Raw genomic sequence first — 17,003 nt, 5'->3', positions numbered from 1 at the left:
AAGGGTATTAAAACTGGTTTTGCGCTACTATATAGTTCTACCCGAAAGGTTCATCCGTGGCAACGATATACGATAGCTTGTCACATGTTCGCAGAGTTCTCCAGCGGCTACTACCTCGGGCGGCTCTACGTCGAACCGTTCGAGGGCGACCGCGCGGCCATCCGCCGCGACCAGCACGAACAGATAAACGAGCAACTGTACGCCTCCGGCGAGGGCATCGAGCGCCTCGACAGTCCGCTCGTGATGAAAGTCGACAATCAGCACGTCGCCGTCTCCGGAGAGGACGGGGTCCCGGAGGGAACGCTGGCGCTCCCCGAGGACCTCCTCGACGACACCGACATCCGGAATCCGCCGACGCTCAAAGAGGTGTTGCTGGCGAAGGCCGAGCGCGCCGACCAACTGCTCCGGTATCAGGCGGAGCTTCCCAACGTGGGAACGTGAACCTATTTTCGAACCCGAGAAAACAAATTTAACCTCGGCGGTTCCTAACTCCGGCCATGGGAAACGCTGTCCTCCAGAGCGGTAACTCATTCACGTACACGGAACTCCACGCCGCCATCCTCGGCGCGATAATCGGTGTTCTCGCCGGTTACGCCCACGGAATCGGCCGGACGACGGTGGCGGTCGGCGTCACTGCCACGTTCGTCGCGGTGGCGCTCGGACTAAAGTACACCGGCGAGATACCGGCCGCCCAGCGGACCGTCCGGCGCGAACCGTGGTACGCGCTGGCGGCCCTGCTCGCGGGCGGGGCGGCCGGTCTCGCGGTTCTCTAGCCGTCGACCGCGTCGGGACCAGCCTCGGTCACTTGCCCCACTCGCGGGTCCGCTTGGGCCGGTCGCCGACCGGTTCCACGTCGAGGGGTTCGTCCCTCGCGTCGAGGGCCTCCAGCGCGGCCGCGGCGCTCGCCTCGGTCGAGAAGTAGGTTATCTCCTCCTCGACGGCGGTCTCCAGCAGGTCGCGGTTCCGCGAGACGATGAGGTCGATGTCGCCGTCGAGGACCGCCCGCTCGGCGCGGTCGGTCCACTCGTCGGCGTCGTCCTCGAACTCCTCGGGCGTGACGACCTCGAAGTACTTGCCGAACTCCGCGGTGCTGAAGTACTCCCCGAAGTCGTCCGTGAGGTCGACCAAGGCGGTGCCGTCCTCGGGAATCGGTTTCCCGGTCGAGTCCTGCGCCTTGTCGTAGGCCTTGCCGAAGGTGTCGGCGGTGCCCATGACCTCGCCCGTCGATTTCATCTCCGGGCCGAGGCGCGGGTCGCTCCCCGGCAGGCGGTCGAAGGGCAGGACGACTTCCTTGACGCTGACCTGTTCGGGCACCTGCTCGTCGGCGTCCAACTCGGCCAGCGACTCGCCGGCCATCACCTTCGCGGCGAGTTTGGCGATGGGGACCCCCGTCGCCTTCGAGACGAAGGGGACGGTCCGCGACGAGCGCGGGTTGGCCTCCAGCACGTGTACCTCGCCGTCCTGCACCGCGAGTTGGACGTTCAGCAGGCCGACCGTGTCCAGTCCCACCGCGATGTCCTCGACGACTTCGCGGACCCGGCCGAGCGTCTCGTCGTCGAGAGCGCGGGTGGGAATCATGCAGGCCGAGTCGCCCGAGTGGACTCCGGCCGATTCGACGTGTTCCATGATGCCGCCGATGAGAACGTCCTCGCCGTCGGCCACGGCGTCCACGTCCAACTCTACCGCGTCCGCGAGGAACTCGTCCACGAGGATTGGCTTGTCGGGCGAGACCCGGACCGCCTCCTCGATGTACTCCTTCAACTCGTCGTCGTCGTACACCACGTCCATCGCGCGGCCCCCGAGGACGTAGGAGGGCCGGACGAGGACCGGGTAGCCGATGTCGTGGGCGAGTTCGAGCGCCTCCGCCTCGCTGGTCGCGGAACCGCCCTCGGGTTGGCTGATGCCCATCTCGTCCATCAGGCGGTTGAACCGGTCGCGGTCCTCCGCGAGGTCCATCGCCTCGACCGCGGTGCCCAGAATCTCGCAGTCGAGTCCGCGGCGCTCGATTTCGGCTTCGAGCGGTTCGCCGATGTCCACCGAGGTCTGGCCGCCGAACTGGACCATCACGCCGTCGGCGTTGGTGGTCTCGATGACGTCGGCGACCTCCTCGGCGGTAATCGGTTCGAAGAACAGGCCGTCGGAGGTGTCGTAGTCGGTCGAGACGGTCTCGGGGTTGTTGTTCACGACGTGGGCCTCGATGCCCTGCTCGCGGAGCGCACGGACCGCGTGGACCGAACAGTAGTCGAACTCGACGCCCTGCCCGATGCGGATGGGGCCGCCGCCGACCACGACGACGCTCTCTACGTCCCTATCGACCTGCACCTCGTTACGTCCCAGTCCCGCGCCGGGTCTGCGCGACGAGTAGTAGTACGGCGTCGAAGCCGCGAACTCGCCCGCGCAGGTGTCCACCTGCTTGAAGTCGCGGTCGGGGGCGCTCGCCTCCACGTCCTCGACCGCGACGCCTCCGCCGTCGGTCGATTTTTCCTTCCCGGCGTCTCCGACCTCGCCCTCGGCCGGGAGCCACGAGGCGTGGGTGTCGTCGAACTCCCCGCCCGCGATGGAGGTGATTTCGTGGTCGGTGAAACCGCGCTCGGCGGCGGCCTCGAAGTCGCCCGCTTGGGCGGCGACGGCGGCGTCGGCGACGTTCTGGAACCGCTCGACGTACCACTCCTTTATATCGGTCAGTTCGACGACTTCCTCGACGGTGTAGCCGCGGTCGAACGCCTCGAACATCGCGTAGGGACGGTCTGGCGACGGGGTCTGGAGGTAGTCGGTTTCGAGCGTCTCGTCGTCCACCGCGGCCCAGTCCACGTCGGGGTCGTACTCCGAGGAGCGCAGGGCTTTCAGCAGCGACTCCTCGAACGTCCGGCCGATTGCCATCGCCTCGCCGGTCGATTTCATCGCGGTGCCCAACTCGAAGTCCACGTCGCCGAACTTGTCCTTGGGCCAGCGCGGGACCTTCGTGACCACGTAGTCGATGGCCGGTTCGAAGGCCGCGGTGGTCTGGCCCGTAATCTCGTTCTCTATCTCGTGGAGGCGCTTGCCGAGTGCGACCTTCGCGGTCACGCGGGCGATGGGGTAGCCCGTCGCCTTGGAGGCGAGCGCGGAGGACCGGGAGACGCGCGGGTTGACCTCCACGACGCGGTACTCGCCGCCGGGGGTGCCGTCGTCGCGCCACGCGAACTGGATGTTACAGCCACCCTGAATCCCCAAGTCGCGGATGACTTCGAGCGCGGCGTCGCGCATCTCCTGGTGACCGTCGTCGGGGATGACCTGCGAGGGCGTCACGACCGTCGATTCGCCGGTGTGGATGCCCATCGGGTCGATGTTCTCCATGTTGCAGATGATGATACACGAGTCGCCGGCGTCGCGCATCACTTCGTACTCCAGTTCGACCCACCCGGAGATGGATTCGGTGATGAGGACTTCGCCGTTGCGCGAGAGGCGCAGACCCTTCCGGACGCGGACGAGGAGTTCGTCCATGTCTTCGACCACGCCGGACCCCGACCCGCCGAGGGTGTACGTGGTGCGGGCGATGACGGGGAGACCGCCGACTTCCTCGACGGCGGCCTCGACGCGCTCTTCGAGGTCCTCCTCGGTGATGGCCGAGACTTCTTCGTCGTTGTCCAGCGTGATGGTGGTCGAGCGCGCGACCGGTTGGCCGAGGTCGCGCATGCGCTGGCGGAAGAGGTCGCGGTCCTCGGTCGCGTAGATGGTGTCCAGCGGCGTGCCCATGATGTCCACGTCGTACTCCTCCAGGACGCCCTCCTCGGAGAGTTCGGCGGTGACGTTCAGGCCGGTCTGGCCTCCGAGGCCCGCGATGACGCCGTCGGGGTTCTCCTTCCGGATGATTTCGGCGATGGCCTCGGTCGTGATGGGTTCGATGTACACCTCGTCGGCCATCTCCGGGTCGGTCATGATGGTCGCGGGGTTGGAGTTGACCAGCACGACTCGCGCACCCTCCTCCTGCAGCGCCCGGCAGGCCTGCGCGCCGGAGTAGTCGAACTCTGCGGCCTGTCCGATCTGAATCGGTCCGCTACCGATGAGCAGAATCGTCCGTCCGTCGCCTGCGGTGTCGTCGGTCATTCGTTGGTAGTGGAAAGTTCGCTCATCGTAATAAATCCGACGATGAATTACGAGTCTCGGAATTCGATTTCGAAATTCGTATTCCCCGCGTCGGGGATTCGGATTCCGGCCTCCCGGGGCGCTGGCGCGCTTCAGACCGGGCCACTGGCCGCGCGCTCGGAGGAATTTCCGGTCGCGGATGCGGTCGGCGGCTTCGGCCACCGGAACGCTCGTCAACTTCGACAGTCGGAACGCTCGGCGATTCCGACTACCGGACCTATCGGCGAACCAACCTCAGCGAACGACCGGTGAGACGAATCGTTGGTTGGAGCGACCGCGCCAATGACATAATTACCACACTATCGGCGCGGCGAACTATCGAAGACGGTTTTAGCTATCCCCGACAAGCAGAGGCCAATGAGCGCCGACGACACGGCGGCCGACGCCACTACGTCGACTCCCGAGGACCGCCACGAGAACGCACGCCAGCACGTCGTCGCGGTAGACGCCGACGACGAGGAGCAGGAAACCGTCAACCGACTCGACGCCCACACGGGCGACGGGATTCGCCACCGAGCGTTCACTTCGCTGGTGTTCGACGGCGACGGCAACATCCTGCTGGCCCAGCGCGCGCCCGACAAGCGCCTCTGGGGGACGTGGTGGGACGGCACCGTGGCCTCCCATCCGGTGCAGGGTCAGACCCAGAAGGAGGCGACCCGCCAGCGCCTCGAAGAGGAACTGGGCATCACGCCCGACCAGTACGACGACCTGCGCGTGACCGACCGCTTCGAGTACAAGCGCTACTTCGAGAACGCGGGCGTCGAGCACGAGGTCTGTGCCGTACTGAAGGTCACGCTGGACGACCTCTCGCTCGACCCCGACGAGGAGGAGGTCGCGGGCCTGATGTGGGTGCCCTACGAGCGCCTCCACGAGCATCCCGAGTGGTACCGGCAGTTGCGACTCTGCCCGTGGTTCGAAATCGCGATGCGGCGGGACTTCGAGTAGCCGCGCACCGCATCGGGACTCCGAGACGTTCCGACCGAGCGTCCGACCACAAGGCACTTTCTCTCTCGGTAAGAGTCGTTCCGTGATGGGTCTCCGCAGGCGAACTCTCCTCCGCGGTACTGCTCTCGCGTTCGTCGGTACGGTCGCTGGCTGTACGCGACCCGGCCGGAACGACTTCAGCGTCGACGACGTGTCCGTGTCGAACGAGACGAGTTCACGGAGTACCGTCACGGTAGAAGCGCGGACGGACTCCGAGAGCGCGTTCCGAGAGACAGTGACGCTCGACGCCGACGAGAGTCGGCGTTTCGCGAACCCGCTGGCGAACGACACGTCCTACGAGATTCGCGCTCGGGTCGAGGGCGGGCCGAGCGGGGCGTACGAGTGGGGCGGCGAACACCGCGACGACAGGGGCGTCCACGTTCGAGTCTATTCGGACCGAATCGAGTTTCAGGGAATCGTCCACTGACCGCAGAAACCGCCGCTCTCGTCGCTCGCCCGACCTACTCCTCGCGACTCGCCAGTCCGGCCAGATGGTCCGCTTCCTCCACGATTATCTGCTCGACGCCGAGTCGCGCGGCGTTCTCGCTCCCGGGCAGACAGAACACGACTACGCCGTCCACGACGCCCGCCGTCGCGCGTGTGCCCACGACCTTCGTCCCGATTTCGTCGTGCGAGAGCAGGCGGAACAACTCGCCGAAGCCCGGCAGTTCCTTGTCGAAGAGCTGTTCGACCGCCTCGATGGTCACGTCGTCGGGCGTCACGCCGGTCCCGCCGGTCGTCACCACCGCGTCCACGTCGTCGCGGCCGACCAGCGCGTTCACCGACCCCTGCACGCCGTCGTAGTCGTCGTCGATGAGGTCGCGGCTCACGACCTTGTGGCCCGCGTCTTCGAGTCCCGCGACGATAGCGTCGCCCGACGGGTCGTCCGAGAGACTCCGCGAGGAGGAGACGGTCACCACCGCCGCCCCGAGGGTGTCCACGTCGTGGGCGTGGTGGTCCTCGTCAGTGGTGCGGTGGTCGTCGTCGCGACCGGTCTCGTCGGTCGGCGTCGAGTCCTCGCTCTCTCGACCGGGTTCTGTCTCGACCGACTCCTCGTCCTCGTCGTGTCGCCGCGTGTCGCGTGACTGGAAATCGACCATGTGTGATTATTTGGCAGACGGGGACTTAAATAAACGCCGACGGCGCAGTTCGTGTCAGAAGACGTTCCCGTGTTCCGGTCGCGTCCGCGCCGCCGTCGCCGCGCAGACACTCGCAACCTCGGCGAGTCCGAGAGCCGACGAGAGAACTATTTATCCGTGTCTAAGAAATGTGTAGAAGGCTCTCGGGAGCCAGAAAGAGACTTACTCCGACCGCTGGGCCGACCAGACCGCGGTCGCACCGAGCAGGAGCGCCGGAATCATCGGGAGGACGAGGTAGGCGAACCTGAACGGTCGGACCGGCGGCAGATAGAGAATCGTCGCCGGCACGACGACGAAGCAGAGGACGACGACGCCGACCAGCACCCACCCGCGCCAGTCCCACTCCTCGCGCCCGCGTTCGACCGGCGCGGCGGGGTGGGCGTCGGACTCCTCGCCGTAGCGCCCGTCGGGGTCGTCGTCGCGGTCACCGCGCTGGCTTCCGTCCTCGACGCTCCCGGGTCGGTGGGTGTAGGTGTCCTCGGTCATTCGTCGTACTCGCTGTCTGGCACGACGACGACCTTACCGAAGCCCTCGCGCTCTTCGAGCATCTCGTGGGCGCGGGCCGTCTCGCTCATCGGGAAGACCTCTCGGACGCGGGGTTCGAAGGTGCCGTCCCAGACGAGTTCCAGCACGTCGTCCACCTCGCCGGGGTTCGCCATGGTCGAACCGATGACCGAGAGTTGATTCCAGAAGATGCGGTTGAGGCCCGCACCGGGGTTCGGGCCGGTGGTCGCGCCGCAGGTGACGACCCGGCCGCCCTTGGCGAGACTCTTGATAGAGTCGGGGTAGGTCGCCTCGCCGACGTGGTCGACCACCATGTCGACCCCGCGCTTGCCGGTCAACTCCCGAATCTCGGCGGCGAAGTCCTCGTCCTCGTAGTTGATGGTGTGGTCGGCGCCGACTTCGGCCGCGTACTCCAACTTCTCCTCGGAGGACGCGGTGGCGTACACCTCGGCGCCCGCGTAGTCGGCTATCTGGACCGCGGCGTGGCCGACGCCGCCCGACGCGCCGAGGACCAGCACCGACTCGCCCGCCGTCAGGTCGCCGCGGTTGAGCAGCATCCGCCACGCGGTCTGGAAGACCAGCGGCGCGGCCGCCGCCGTCTCCCACTCGACGCCCGAGGGGACTTCGACGAGGTTGTCCTCGGGCACCGCCGCGCGTTCGCCGTGGACGCCCCGGACGTGTTCGCCGATGATGTGGTAGTTGACGCACATCGAGTACTCGCCGTCGCGGCAGTACTCGCACTTCCCGCAGTAGACGCCGGCCGAGACCGCCACGCGGTCGCCCGGTTCGAACCGGGTCACGTCCTCGCCGACTTCGAGGACGACACCCGCCGCGTCGCTCCCGGGGACGTGTGGCATGTCGAGGTCGATTCCGGGCAGTCCCCTCCGAGTCCACACGTCGAGGTGATTGAGCGCGCCTGCTTTCACGTCCACCAGTACCTCGTCGCGGTCCGGCGTCGGGTCCGGGAAGTCGCCGTAGTCGATGACGCTCCGGTCCCCGTGGTCGCTGAACTGGACGGCCTTCATACTCGACGTGACGGCTTCGCGGGGTAAAACTGTACCTCAACGCGGCCGACGACCGGCCTCACTCCTCGCCGACGACGCGTAGGTCCTCCCGCGCGAACTCGTCGCCGGACCACCGCCACGAGGTCACTTCCGGTGGGTCGGCGCCGAGCGAGACGACGAGGTACGACCGGCCGGGCCACGTCGCCAGTTCGGCGTCGGTCGCGCTCGGTTCGGCCGGCCCGCGGGGATGGGAGTGGTAGAACCCGACGACGTCGCGGCCGGTCTCCTCGATGCACTCCATCAGGTCGAGTTGCTCGCGCGGGTCGATTTCGTACCTCGTTCGCGGCGTCTCGGCGACGTTTGCGGCCGGATAGTGGCTCTCGACGCGGTGGTCCGCGTGGTCGTCGTCAGTGTCGCGGGGAGAGGATTCGCGAGTGCCCGCGAGGATACCGCAGACTTCCTCGGGCGCGCCCTCTCGCGCGCGAGCGAGGATTTCCTCGCGGACCGATTCGGGGATGCGGAGCGTCGGCACTGGTCTCGAATTGGCGCTCTCCGGGGAAAAGTGCTGGTTTCGATTCCGTCGGACCGACTCGGCGAACCCGCGACTGGACCGCCCGGTTCGCTACTCGAAGTCGAGTTCGTCGCTCCGGTCGACGTTCCGGAGGACGAACGGGCCGATGGAGAGGGTGCGCTTGGCGACCGTCGCGATGCGGAGAATGAACGACAACAGGAGCATGAACGGCACGACGGCGACTGTCGCGGCAAAACTCGTGATTAGTATGTCGTTGCTGATACCGAGGGTCGCGCCGGGAAGCGCCTTCGCGTCGTAGTAGACTATCATCGAGGCGGCCACGACCAGCGCCGGGACCGCCGAGTAGAGCATCGCCCGCGAGAGGTCCACCAGTTCCCACTGGAAGTAGAGCGTCTTGAAGTGTTCGCGGGCCGGACCGAAGAACCCCAGAACCTCCTCCAAGTCGTCGAACGCGGCCGCGGCGTCGTCGGTCAGCGCGTCTCCGTGCTCGTTGTGGAGGCGGCGCGCGACGAAAATCTTCCACGAGTAGTTGAAGTCGAGCACCGCCGACAGCAGGTCGTAGCTCCCGAACTCCGCCTCGTCCAGTTCGTCGCTGACCTCGTTGGCGTTCTCTTCGAGGGCGTCCACGTAGTTCTCGACCGCCGCCCGGAACTCCGGGTCGTCGCTGTCACTCACCGCGTCGGCGAGGTCGTTGGCCCGCGAGCAGGTCTCGTCGATGAGCGCCTGCAGGAAGGCGGACGGTTCGGGCGGACTGACCGGACTGTCGAGGGTCTGCTCGACGTCCTCGCGGAACGCCATCGCGCCCTCCATCCGGTCGCGTTGGTCGCCGACCGGCCCGAGTTCCTGCGAGAGGACCAACTGGTTCAGCGTCACGACCAGCGTGACGCCCGTGATGATGGCGGTCACGAACGCCTGAAACAGCGTCTCGGTGGGGTCGGACTGAGCGACCGACCGCTGGAGCGGCGAGGGGTCGAGGACGCCCACGACGACCAACGCGGCGAACACCCCGACGAGCAACGCGCCGGTGACAGCCCACCGGTTGGCCTCCATCAGCACCCAGAGCTTCCAACTGCTCTCGTCGGCCCGTTCGCGCATCGTGTCGCGGGGTTGGGAATCGCCGCCGTCTCCCATCGGCCTGCCGCCACTCGGTCCGTCGGCGTTCGACCCGCCGTCGCCTCCCGACGCTCCGCTCTCCGACATGTCCGTCGCCTACGCGCCCGTTACGGAAAACACCCGGGGGCCTTTTGGCGTTCCGCGCCGTGTGTGGCGGTATGCCACAGCCGACCCGGTTCGCCGTCGCGCTGGCGGTCGTGCTCGTCCTCGCGGGCGCGGCCCCAGCAGCGGGCGACCGGACTCCGAGAGCGAGCGAGGTGCGGGAACCGGACGAGGTGGCGGGACTGGACGGAGTGCCTGAGACACACGGGGTGGCGGGGACGAGCGACGCGCCGGGGGCGAACCGGACGGCGACCGACGAGACGGTCGAAATCGAGACCGAGGGGTTCGACCCCGACTACGACCCGTCGACGGTGTTGAGTCGAGTCGAGGAACTCCGCGACCTCTCGGCCACGCAGGGCATCACGCTCCACGAGTACGACGCCGACGAGGGGCCGCCCTACGACGTTCGCGACACGTTCGGAGCCATCCGGCCCGTCGGCGCGCAGGCGCTCCAGTTGTACTCGAACGCCTCGACCGAGCACAGGCAACCGCTGGGGTACACGGTCGAGCGCCAAGCCGCGGTCCACATCTATCTGCTGAACGAGTCCGACTTGGCCGAACACGGCGTCTCGCAGGAGGCGGTGCTGGCCCACGAGTTCGTCCACGCCCTCCAGTTCCAGCACGACCTGTTGACGCCCTCGCGTCGGGAGTTCCGGTCGGAGTTCGACCGGTGGACCACCGACTCGCGCCTCGTCACCACCGCTATCGTGGAGGGCGACGCGATGTGGGTGACCGAACAGTACTTCGAAAAGTACGACGACAGCGACTACTCGGTCAGCGAGTACAACCGGACGCTGGCGCGGGCCGCGTGGCCCCACAGCGTCGCGGGGACGCCCTACTACTACGGCTACGAGTACTACGAGTCGGCCGGGAGTTCGCCCGCGGACCGGTCGGCCGCCATCGAGCGACCGCCGAACTCGACCGCCGAACTCCTCCACCCCGGCGAAACGGTCGAGCGCGTCCCGCTTCCGCCCGACCCAGAGATTCCCGACGACCGGAATCTGACGCGCTACCACGCGGACAGAGTGGGCGAGTTGGTCGTCCGCCACGCGCTCCGGATGAACGGCCTGTCGTTCGCCCGCGCGGCCGACGTCGCGGACGGATGGGCCAACGACCGCATGTACTACTACGCCGCCGCGGGCGCGACGGGACCGGCGACTCACTGGGTGACGACGTGGGAATCGGAACGCGAGGCCCGCGAGTTCGCGGCCGCGTGGCGCGAGATGCTCGACGCGAACGGCGCGCGTGCGAGCAGCGAGACCGATAACAGCGACACGCTGTTCGTCCCGGCCAGCGACCACGCGCCGGGCGTGCACTACGTCGTCGAGCGAGACGGCGCGACGGTCCGCATCACGGCGGCCGAGGTGGCCGACACCGCCGAGAGTCTCGCCGACGCGGCGGGCGAATCTGCGGACGACCCGGCAAACAGTTCGGAGACGGAGTCGAACGAAACCGACGGTTAACTGCTCTCGTCGTCGTCTTTGAGTTCCTCTAACTCGGCCTCGATGTCCTCGTCGGCGGACTCGGTCTCGACCTCGGTTTCGAGGTCCGCGGGTTCGGCGTCCGACTCGCCGGCGTCGCTCGACCCCTTGCCCATCTCGGTTTTGAGGGTTTCGAGTTCGGCGTCGACCTCGCCGGAGGTCCGGACCTCTTCGAGTTCGCGGTCGAGGCTGTCCTTGTCCGAGAGCGCGTCCTCGAAGACGCCCGAGTCCTGCAACTCGTCCATCGCCTCAGAGCGGGCCTCCATGTCCTCGGTGCGCTCCTCGGCGCGTTCGATGGCGCGGCCCACGTCCTCCATCTCGTCGCCCGCGCCCGTCATGGCCTCCGAGACGCGAGTCTGGGCCTCGGCGGCCTCGTAGCGGGCCTTCATGCTCTCTTTCTTCGTGCGGAACTCCTCGATGCGGTTCTGGAGTTGGTCTTTCTTCTCGACGAGGTTGTCCTGCGTGTTCTGGAGGCTGGCGATTTGGCCTTCGAGGTCCTCTATCTGGTTCATCTTCTGCTTTTTCTTCTCCAGCGCGCGCCGGGCGAGGTCCTCGCGGTCCTGATTCACGGCCTCGCGGGCCTGTTCGTTGTGTTTCTCGACGTTCTCCTCGAGGCGGCGCTTCTGCATCTCGAGTCGCTTCTTCTGGGTCGTCAGGTCCGCGATGCCCTGCTTGACCTCCTGCAACTCGTCGCGCATCTGCTCGTAGGAGTAATCGAGAGTCTCGGAGGGGTCTTCGGCCCGATTCAGCGCGGCGTTTATCTTCGACCGGACGACGTACGACAGGCGTGAAAGCACTCCCATACCACCCTCTTTCGTGACCTGACCCTTAAAATCCTCACCTCCCCAACAGTCGTCAGACGGACGCACGCCGTTTGGGCTTCCGCTGGCCGAGCGCTGGCCGGCCGGTGGCTTTCGGAAACCGCTCTCGCTCGACTCGAACGCTAGTTGCAACCCTTATCTGAATCCTCGGACAAGAGACGCCCATGAACTCCGAGGACCTGCCGATTCCCGGCGGCCGCGACGTGCGCGCGACCCTCGACGCGCCCGACGCCGCCGACGCCGACGCGATAGCGGTCGCCTGTCCGCCCCATCCCCAACACCGGGGCCACCGCGGCGACAAGCGCCTGACCGCCGTCAGCGAGGCGCTCACCGACGCCGGAATCGCCTGCCTGCGATTCGACTACGGGGAGTGGGACGCGGGGTACGGCGAACGCGAGGACGCCCGCAACGCTCTCCGGTGGGCGCGCGACCGGTACGACCGCGTCGGTATCTTCGGGTTCAGTTTCGGGACCGCCGTCGCCGCGCTGGCGGCCTCGACCGTCGAACCGCAACCCGACGCCGTCTCGCTGCTCGCGCCCACCGCGCGTCTGGCCGAGGATTTGGACACCGTGGCCGCGCTCGACGACATCGAGGGGCCGGTACAGGTCGTCTACGGGGCGCGCGACGACACCGTCGAGTGGGAACCAGTTGTCGAGCGAGCGCGAGAGCTGGGTTGTGAGGTCGTGGAACTGAGCGCCGACCACTTCTTCGTAGGTCAGCACGAGAAGGTCGCCGACGCTGTGGGCGGGTTTCTGGGCGAACACCTCGGCGAGGCGTAGCACGCACGCCGCGCCGGGCGAGATTCAGAGCGACGCCCCGCACCGACTGCAGGAGTCGGCGTCGGGGCGGTTCGGCGACACGCAGTCCGGGCAGGACGTAGTCGAGCGAACGCGCCTCACGCGACCAGCGCGGGCCGCTCGCCGACTTTGACGGGGGCGGTTCTGACTTCACCGTCGCGGCGAATCCGGACCGACAGCGTGTCGCCGGGACTCGCTTCGAGCGCGAGATGCGCGTGGAGGTCCTTGTCGGTCTGAATCTGCGTCCCGTCGACGGCGAGGATGGCGTCGCCGCCGACCGGCACGCGGAACCCCTCGACAAGCCGCGTCCGCGTACACGGTCGGAGTTGCCCCTTCGCCGGGACCCCGGACGGAACGTCCACGACGAGGACGCCCTCGGCGGTCGGGAACTCGTTCGCTCGCGCGACCAGTTCCGTGACGGTCGTCGTCTTCGCGCCGAGGTAGGGGTGGTCGTACTCGCCGTCCGCGACCAGCGCCGGGACGACCCGTCGGACCAGCGAGGCCGAGATGGCGAACGCGATGTTGTCGCCGCCCCCGGAGTTGACGACGCCGAGGACCTTCCCCGAGAGGTTCACGAGCGGACCGCCGGAGTTGCCGGGGTTGACCGGCGCGTCGGTCTGGATGGCGTTGGGAATCAGGTAGTCGCCCACCGGACTCGGCACCTGTCGGTCCACGCCGCTGACGATGCCGGAGGTCAGCGACCCGCGGAGACCGTACGGACTCCCGACGACAGCGACGCGAGTGCCGATGGACGGTTCGGAGTCGATGAGTTCGAGCGGTGCGACGCCGTCGGGAACTTCCACCTCGATTACCGCGAGGTCGCTCCGGGGGTCGCGACCGACGACCCGGCCGACTCGCGAGAGGGTGTCGTCGAACTGGACGCTGACGCGGTCGGCCGACCCGACGACGTGGTAGTTGGTCACGAAGTGGCGGTCGTCGTAGAGGAACCCCGACCCCTGGGACCCTCGGGGCGTGCGAATCAGCGCGACCGAGTCGGAGGTCTGGCGGTAGACGCGGGTGTAGACGCTGTCGGCGTCGGCGACGGTCGTCTCCGACGCGTCTCGTGCGGGTCTGTCCGCTGGTCTCTCTGTCGTCGCTCGTTCTCCGGCGTCGGCGCTGTTCGCTGTCGGCGACGAGTCGCTCGAACACCCCGCGACACCGGCCGTCGCCGCGGCCGCGAGCGTGCCGAGGACGCGCCTGCGAGTCGGTTCCATCAGTTTGGCCTCCCACTATCCGATAAAGAAGGTTGGGATGGCGTCCGAGGCGGCGCCGGGAACCGGCGTCCGGACGCCCAGTAACGGTGGGCCAGACGACCCCGGAGACCGGCGCCCGCCGTGATTCCCGAAACCGCGGATTCCGCCGGGCCGACCGCGGCGCGCGGCCGGTCGAGCGCCGCCAATCGTGCCACCTCCTGACGCTGCTTTCTCGCTCCGAAATCGTTTTGAACAGCGGCCGCCGACACCCAGTATGCCGACAGAACCGGAAACTGATTACGACCCCTCTCTCGGGAACAAGTTCATTTTCGTCACCGGGGGCGTCATGTCGGGACTCGGCAAGGGCATCACGGCCGCCAGCACCGGCCGTCTGCTGGCCAACGCCGGGTTCGACGTGACCGCGGTCAAAATCGACCCTTACCTCAACGTCGACGCGGGGACGATGAACCCCTTCCAGCACGGCGAGGTGTACGTCCTCAAGGACGGGGGCGAGGTGGACCTCGATTTGGGGAACTACGAGCGGTTCCTCGACATCGACATGACGTTCGACCACAACGTCACCACGGGCAAGACCTACCAGCACGTCATCGAGAAGGAGCGCGCGGGCGACTACTTGGGCAAGACCGTCCAAATCATCCCGCACGTCACCGACGACATCAAGCGCCGGATTCGGGAGGCCGCCGAGGGCCACGACGTCTGCATCGTGGAGGTCGGTGGCACGGTGGGCGACATCGAGGGCATGCCGTTCCTCGAAGCCCTCCGGCAGTTCGCCCACGAGGAGGACGAGGAAGACTTCCTGCTGACTCACGTCACCCTCGTCCCCTACTCGAAGAACGGCGAACAGAAGACCAAGCCGACCCAGCACTCCGTGAAGGAACTCCGGTCTATCGGCCTCCAACCCGACATCCTCGTCGGGCGGTGTGAGGACGAACTCGCCCCCTCGACCAAGGAGAAGATTGCGCTGTTCTGCGACGTGCCGACCGACGCCGTCTTCTCGAACCCGGACGTGGAGGACATCTACCACGTCCCGCTGATGGTCGAGGAGGAAGGCCTCGACGAGTACGTGATGGACCGATTCGACCTCACCGACGACGCGCTTCCGCCCGCGGAGCGCGACAACACGTGGCGCGACCTCGTCACGCAGGACACCCACGGCGAAGTGGAAATCGCGCTGGTCGGGAAGTACGACCTCGAAGACGCCTACATGTCGGTCAACGAGGCGCTCAAGCACGCCGGACTGGAGAAGAGCGTGGACGTGAACGTCCGGTGGGTCGACTCCGAGAAGATGGCCGACGACCACGAGGAGCGCCTCCACGGCGCCGACGGCATCGTCGTGCCCGGCGGATTCGGTTCCCGCGGCACCGAGGGTAAAATCGAGGCCATCCGGTACGCCCGCGAGAACGGCGTGCCCTACCTCGGTCTCTGTCTCGGATTCCAACTCGCGGTCGTGGAGTACGCCCGGAACGTCCTCGGACTGGAGGGCGCTCACTCCGCGGAAATCGAGGAAGACACGCCCCACCCGGTCATCGACCTCCTGCCCGAGCAGTACGACCTCGAAGACCTCGGCGGGACGATGCGACTCGGCGCTCACGAGACCGACATCGAAGCGGGAACGCTGGCCGAGCAGGTCTACGGCGGCACCTCCTGCACCGAGCGCCACCGCCACCGCTACGAGGTCAACCCCGAATACTTCGACGAATTCGAGGACTCGGACCTCGTGTTCTCGGGCGAGTCGGGCAATCGGATGGAGATACTCGAACTGGAGGGCCACCCGTACTTCTTCGGCACCCAGTTCCACCCCGAGTTCCGGTCGCGGCCGACCCGCGCGAGTCCGCCGTTCGTCGGACTGCTGGACGCGGTCCTCGACCGGCGCGACGGGCGCACTGACGACGAAACGGACTCCGAAACCGACGCGAACGACCCCGAGGAGGTCGAAGTCTGATGGTCAACACCGACGAGTTCATCGACGAGAAGGTCGCAGAGATTCGCGAAGAAGTCGGGGACGCCAACGCCGTCATCGCGCTGTCTGGCGGCGTGGACTCCTCGACGGCCGCCGCGCTGGCCTACGAGGCCGTCGGCGACCAACTCACCCCCGTCTACGTCGACACCGGCCTGATGCGGAAGGGCGAGACCGACGAGATTCGCGAGACGTTCGACTACATGGACAGTCTCCGCATCGTGGACGCGAAAGAGCGGTTCCTCGACGCGCTGGCGAGCGTCACCGACCCCGAGGAGAAGCGCCACGTCATCGGCGAGCAGTTCATCCGGGAGTTCGAGACGGTCGCCGAGGAGACCGACGCCGACTATCTGGTGCAGGGGACCATCTACCCCGACCGCATCGAGAGCGAGGGCACCATCAAATCCCACCACAACGTCGGCGGCCTGCCCGACGTGGTGGACTTCGAGGGTATCGTAGAACCGATGCGCGACCTCTACAAGGACGAAGTTCGGGAGGTCGCCCGCGCACTCGACCTCGAAGAGATAATCTCCGAGCGCATGCCGTTCCCCGGTCCGGGCCTCGCGGTCCGCATCCTCGGGGAAGTCACCGACGAGAAACTGGAGGTCGCCCGCGAGGCGACCCACGTCGTCGAGGAGGAACTGGCGGAGTACGACCCGTGGCAGGCGTTCGCCGCGGTCCTCGGCAAGGCGACCGGCGTCAAGGGCGACAACCGGGTCCACGGCTACGTGGTCTCGGTGCGCTCCGTGGAAAGCCGCGACGGGATGACCGCCCGCGCCCAAGAAATCGACTGGGAGACGCTCCAGCGCATCCAGAGCCGCATCACGGGACAGAACGACAACGTCTCGCGGGTAGTGTACGACGTGACCCACAAGCCGCCCGCGACTATCGAGTACGAGTGAGATGAAGGCAATCCTCGTCGGCCCCGACCGAGACGGACTGGGCGACGCCCTCGAAGCCGAGGGCGTCGAACTGACGCGCATCGACGCGGTGGCCAACCGGCCCGCGCTCGAAGAGGCCGGCATCACCGACGCCGACACTCTCGTGCTGACCGAGACGGAGGGCGCGACCGTCATCCCGGTCGCGAAGGACCTCAACGACGACCTGCACGTGGTCGTCTACACCGAGGACGACCTGCCGGACTTCGCCCGCGGACAGGCCGACCTCATCGTGGACCCGCAACTGCTCTCGGCCGAGGCGGTGGCCGAGGAACTGGCGGCCTGAGAGCGG

At 67.1% G+C, this 17,003-nt stretch carries 17 protein-coding genes; 9 read left to right on the top strand and 8 right to left on the bottom strand.

What is annotated here, in order from left to right; translation table 11 throughout:
- Window positions 1–84: 84 nt before the first annotated feature.
- Both M0R89_RS03255 and M0R89_RS03250 read left to right on the top strand, forming a co-directional pair.
- Window positions 85–441 (top strand): DUF5802 family protein, encoded by a 357-nt coding sequence (locus tag M0R89_RS03255; RefSeq protein ID WP_248651136.1) that lies wholly within the window; start codon window positions 85–87, stop codon window positions 439–441.
- Between the two features lie 56 nt (window positions 442–497).
- Entirely contained in the window at window positions 498–773 is a 276-nt protein-coding gene (locus M0R89_RS03250; RefSeq protein ID WP_248651135.1) for a hypothetical protein, read from the top strand.
- Window positions 774–801: 28 nt separating this feature from the next.
- On the opposite strand, the gene carB is transcribed toward M0R89_RS03250, so the two are convergent.
- Complete coding sequence (gene carB / locus M0R89_RS03245) at window positions 802–4,086, bottom strand: carbamoyl-phosphate synthase large subunit (RefSeq protein WP_248651134.1); 3,285 nt, start codon at window positions 4,084–4,086, stop codon at window positions 802–804.
- A gap of 396 nt (window positions 4,087–4,482) precedes the next feature.
- Here carB and M0R89_RS03240 point away from each other — a divergent pair, with 396 nt between their 5' ends.
- Window positions 4,483–5,070: an NUDIX hydrolase gene (locus tag M0R89_RS03240; protein ID WP_248651133.1), complete on the top strand. Its 588-nt coding sequence runs from the start codon at window positions 4,483–4,485 to the stop codon at window positions 5,068–5,070.
- An 85-nt stretch (window positions 5,071–5,155) separates the two neighbouring features.
- Window positions 5,156–5,536, top strand: a complete 381-nt coding sequence (locus M0R89_RS03235) for an Ig-like domain-containing protein (RefSeq protein WP_248651132.1) — start codon at window positions 5,156–5,158, stop codon at window positions 5,534–5,536.
- A gap of 34 nt (window positions 5,537–5,570) precedes the next feature.
- On the opposite strand, the gene M0R89_RS03230 is transcribed toward M0R89_RS03235, so the two are convergent.
- The 5 genes from M0R89_RS03230 to M0R89_RS03210 all read right to left on the bottom strand — a co-directional run bounded on the left by M0R89_RS03230 (window position 5,571) and on the right by M0R89_RS03210 (window position 9,419).
- The gene (locus M0R89_RS03230; protein WP_248651131.1) at window positions 5,571–6,209 is read right to left on the bottom strand and encodes a MogA/MoaB family molybdenum cofactor biosynthesis protein; all 639 of its coding nucleotides are present in this window, start codon (window positions 6,207–6,209) and stop codon (window positions 5,571–5,573) included.
- A 201-nt stretch (window positions 6,210–6,410) separates the two neighbouring features.
- Entirely contained in the window at window positions 6,411–6,734 is a 324-nt protein-coding gene (locus M0R89_RS03225; protein WP_248651130.1) for a DUF7977 family protein, read from the bottom strand.
- The gene (locus M0R89_RS03220) at window positions 6,731–7,777 is read right to left on the bottom strand and encodes a zinc-binding dehydrogenase (RefSeq protein WP_248651129.1); all 1,047 of its coding nucleotides are present in this window, start codon (window positions 7,775–7,777) and stop codon (window positions 6,731–6,733) included. Before M0R89_RS03220 ends, M0R89_RS03225 begins: the two co-directional genes overlap by 4 nt.
- Before the next feature lie 58 nt (window positions 7,778–7,835).
- Window positions 7,836–8,288, bottom strand: coding sequence for a desampylase (locus M0R89_RS03215; RefSeq protein WP_248651128.1), 453 nt, complete (start codon window positions 8,286–8,288; stop codon window positions 7,836–7,838).
- Window positions 8,289–8,378: 90 nt separating this feature from the next.
- Entirely contained in the window at window positions 8,379–9,419 is a 1,041-nt protein-coding gene (locus M0R89_RS03210; RefSeq protein ID WP_248652310.1) for a DUF7972 family membrane protein, read from the bottom strand.
- A gap of 140 nt (window positions 9,420–9,559) precedes the next feature.
- Between M0R89_RS03210 and M0R89_RS03205 the strand changes: the two genes are divergently transcribed.
- Window positions 9,560–10,966 (top strand): hypothetical protein, encoded by a 1,407-nt coding sequence (locus M0R89_RS03205; RefSeq protein ID WP_248651127.1) that lies wholly within the window; start codon window positions 9,560–9,562, stop codon window positions 10,964–10,966.
- Here M0R89_RS03205 and M0R89_RS03200 read toward each other — a convergent pair.
- Complete coding sequence (locus M0R89_RS03200) at window positions 10,963–11,787, bottom strand: PspA/IM30 family protein (protein ID WP_248651126.1); 825 nt, start codon at window positions 11,785–11,787, stop codon at window positions 10,963–10,965. The genes M0R89_RS03205 and M0R89_RS03200 overlap by 4 nt on opposite strands.
- 182 nt (window positions 11,788–11,969) lie before the next feature.
- On the opposite strand from M0R89_RS03200, the gene M0R89_RS03195 reads away from it, so the two are divergent.
- Window positions 11,970–12,584, top strand: a complete 615-nt coding sequence (locus tag M0R89_RS03195; protein ID WP_248651125.1) for an alpha/beta hydrolase — start codon at window positions 11,970–11,972, stop codon at window positions 12,582–12,584.
- 116 nt (window positions 12,585–12,700) lie between these two features.
- Here the strand turns inward: M0R89_RS03195 and M0R89_RS03190 are convergent, their stop codons facing one another.
- Window positions 12,701–13,816, bottom strand: a complete 1,116-nt coding sequence (locus M0R89_RS03190) for a S1C family serine protease (protein ID WP_248651124.1) — start codon at window positions 13,814–13,816, stop codon at window positions 12,701–12,703.
- A gap of 253 nt (window positions 13,817–14,069) precedes the next feature.
- On the opposite strand from M0R89_RS03190, the gene pyrG reads away from it, so the two are divergent.
- Genes pyrG through M0R89_RS03175 form a run of 3 tightly spaced genes read left to right on the top strand, consistent with a single transcriptional unit; the run spans window position 14,070 to window position 16,997 of the window.
- A complete protein-coding gene (pyrG, locus tag M0R89_RS03185) occupies window positions 14,070–15,758 on the top strand; it encodes a CTP synthase (RefSeq protein ID WP_248651123.1) in 1,689 nt (562 codons plus the stop codon).
- Window positions 15,758–16,675: a glutamine-hydrolyzing GMP synthase gene (gene guaA / locus M0R89_RS03180; protein WP_248651122.1), complete on the top strand. Its 918-nt coding sequence runs from the start codon at window positions 15,758–15,760 to the stop codon at window positions 16,673–16,675. The genes pyrG and guaA overlap by 1 nt, the downstream gene beginning before the upstream one ends.
- Window position 16,676: 1 nt before the next feature.
- Window positions 16,677–16,997 (top strand): DUF7126 family protein, encoded by a 321-nt coding sequence (locus M0R89_RS03175; protein WP_248651121.1) that lies wholly within the window; start codon window positions 16,677–16,679, stop codon window positions 16,995–16,997.
- The last annotated feature ends 6 nt before the right edge of the window (window positions 16,998–17,003 follow it).

This window comes from Halorussus limi (genome assembly GCF_023238205.1).
GTDB lineage: Archaea > Halobacteriota > Halobacteria > Halobacteriales > Haladaptataceae > Halorussus > Halorussus limi.
The sequence above is the reverse complement of the archived record's forward strand: the minus strand, read 5'-3'. Positions and strand labels throughout refer to the sequence as shown.

Bases quoted from the DNA above. Each gene is read 5' to 3' on its own strand.
- M0R89_RS03255 (WP_248651136.1), top strand. From the start codon at position 85: ATGTTCGCAGAGTTCTCCAGCGGCTACTACCTCGGGCGGCTCTACGTC.
- M0R89_RS03250 (WP_248651135.1), top strand. From the start codon at position 498: ATGGGAAACGCTGTCCTCCAGAGCGGTAACTCATTCACGTACACGGAA.
- carB (WP_248651134.1), bottom strand. From the start codon at position 4,086: ATGACCGACGACACCGCAGGCGACGGACGGACGATTCTGCTCATCGGT.
- M0R89_RS03240 (WP_248651133.1), top strand. From the start codon at position 4,483: ATGAGCGCCGACGACACGGCGGCCGACGCCACTACGTCGACTCCCGAG.
- M0R89_RS03235 (WP_248651132.1), top strand. From the start codon at position 5,156: ATGGGTCTCCGCAGGCGAACTCTCCTCCGCGGTACTGCTCTCGCGTTC.
- M0R89_RS03230 (WP_248651131.1), bottom strand. From the start codon at position 6,209: ATGGTCGATTTCCAGTCACGCGACACGCGGCGACACGACGAGGACGAG.
- M0R89_RS03225 (WP_248651130.1), bottom strand. From the start codon at position 6,734: ATGACCGAGGACACCTACACCCACCGACCCGGGAGCGTCGAGGACGGA.
- M0R89_RS03220 (WP_248651129.1), bottom strand. From the start codon at position 7,777: ATGAAGGCCGTCCAGTTCAGCGACCACGGGGACCGGAGCGTCATCGAC.
- M0R89_RS03210 (WP_248652310.1), bottom strand. From the start codon at position 9,419: ATGGGAGACGGCGGCGATTCCCAACCCCGCGACACGATGCGCGAACGG.
- M0R89_RS03205 (WP_248651127.1), top strand. From the start codon at position 9,560: ATGCCACAGCCGACCCGGTTCGCCGTCGCGCTGGCGGTCGTGCTCGTC.
- M0R89_RS03200 (WP_248651126.1), bottom strand. From the start codon at position 11,787: ATGGGAGTGCTTTCACGCCTGTCGTACGTCGTCCGGTCGAAGATAAAC.
- M0R89_RS03195 (WP_248651125.1), top strand. From the start codon at position 11,970: ATGAACTCCGAGGACCTGCCGATTCCCGGCGGCCGCGACGTGCGCGCG.
- M0R89_RS03190 (WP_248651124.1), bottom strand. From the start codon at position 13,816: ATGGAACCGACTCGCAGGCGCGTCCTCGGCACGCTCGCGGCCGCGGCG.
- pyrG (WP_248651123.1), top strand. From the start codon at position 14,070: ATGCCGACAGAACCGGAAACTGATTACGACCCCTCTCTCGGGAACAAG.
- guaA (WP_248651122.1), top strand. From the start codon at position 15,758: ATGGTCAACACCGACGAGTTCATCGACGAGAAGGTCGCAGAGATTCGC.
- M0R89_RS03175 (WP_248651121.1), top strand. From the start codon at position 16,677: ATGAAGGCAATCCTCGTCGGCCCCGACCGAGACGGACTGGGCGACGCC.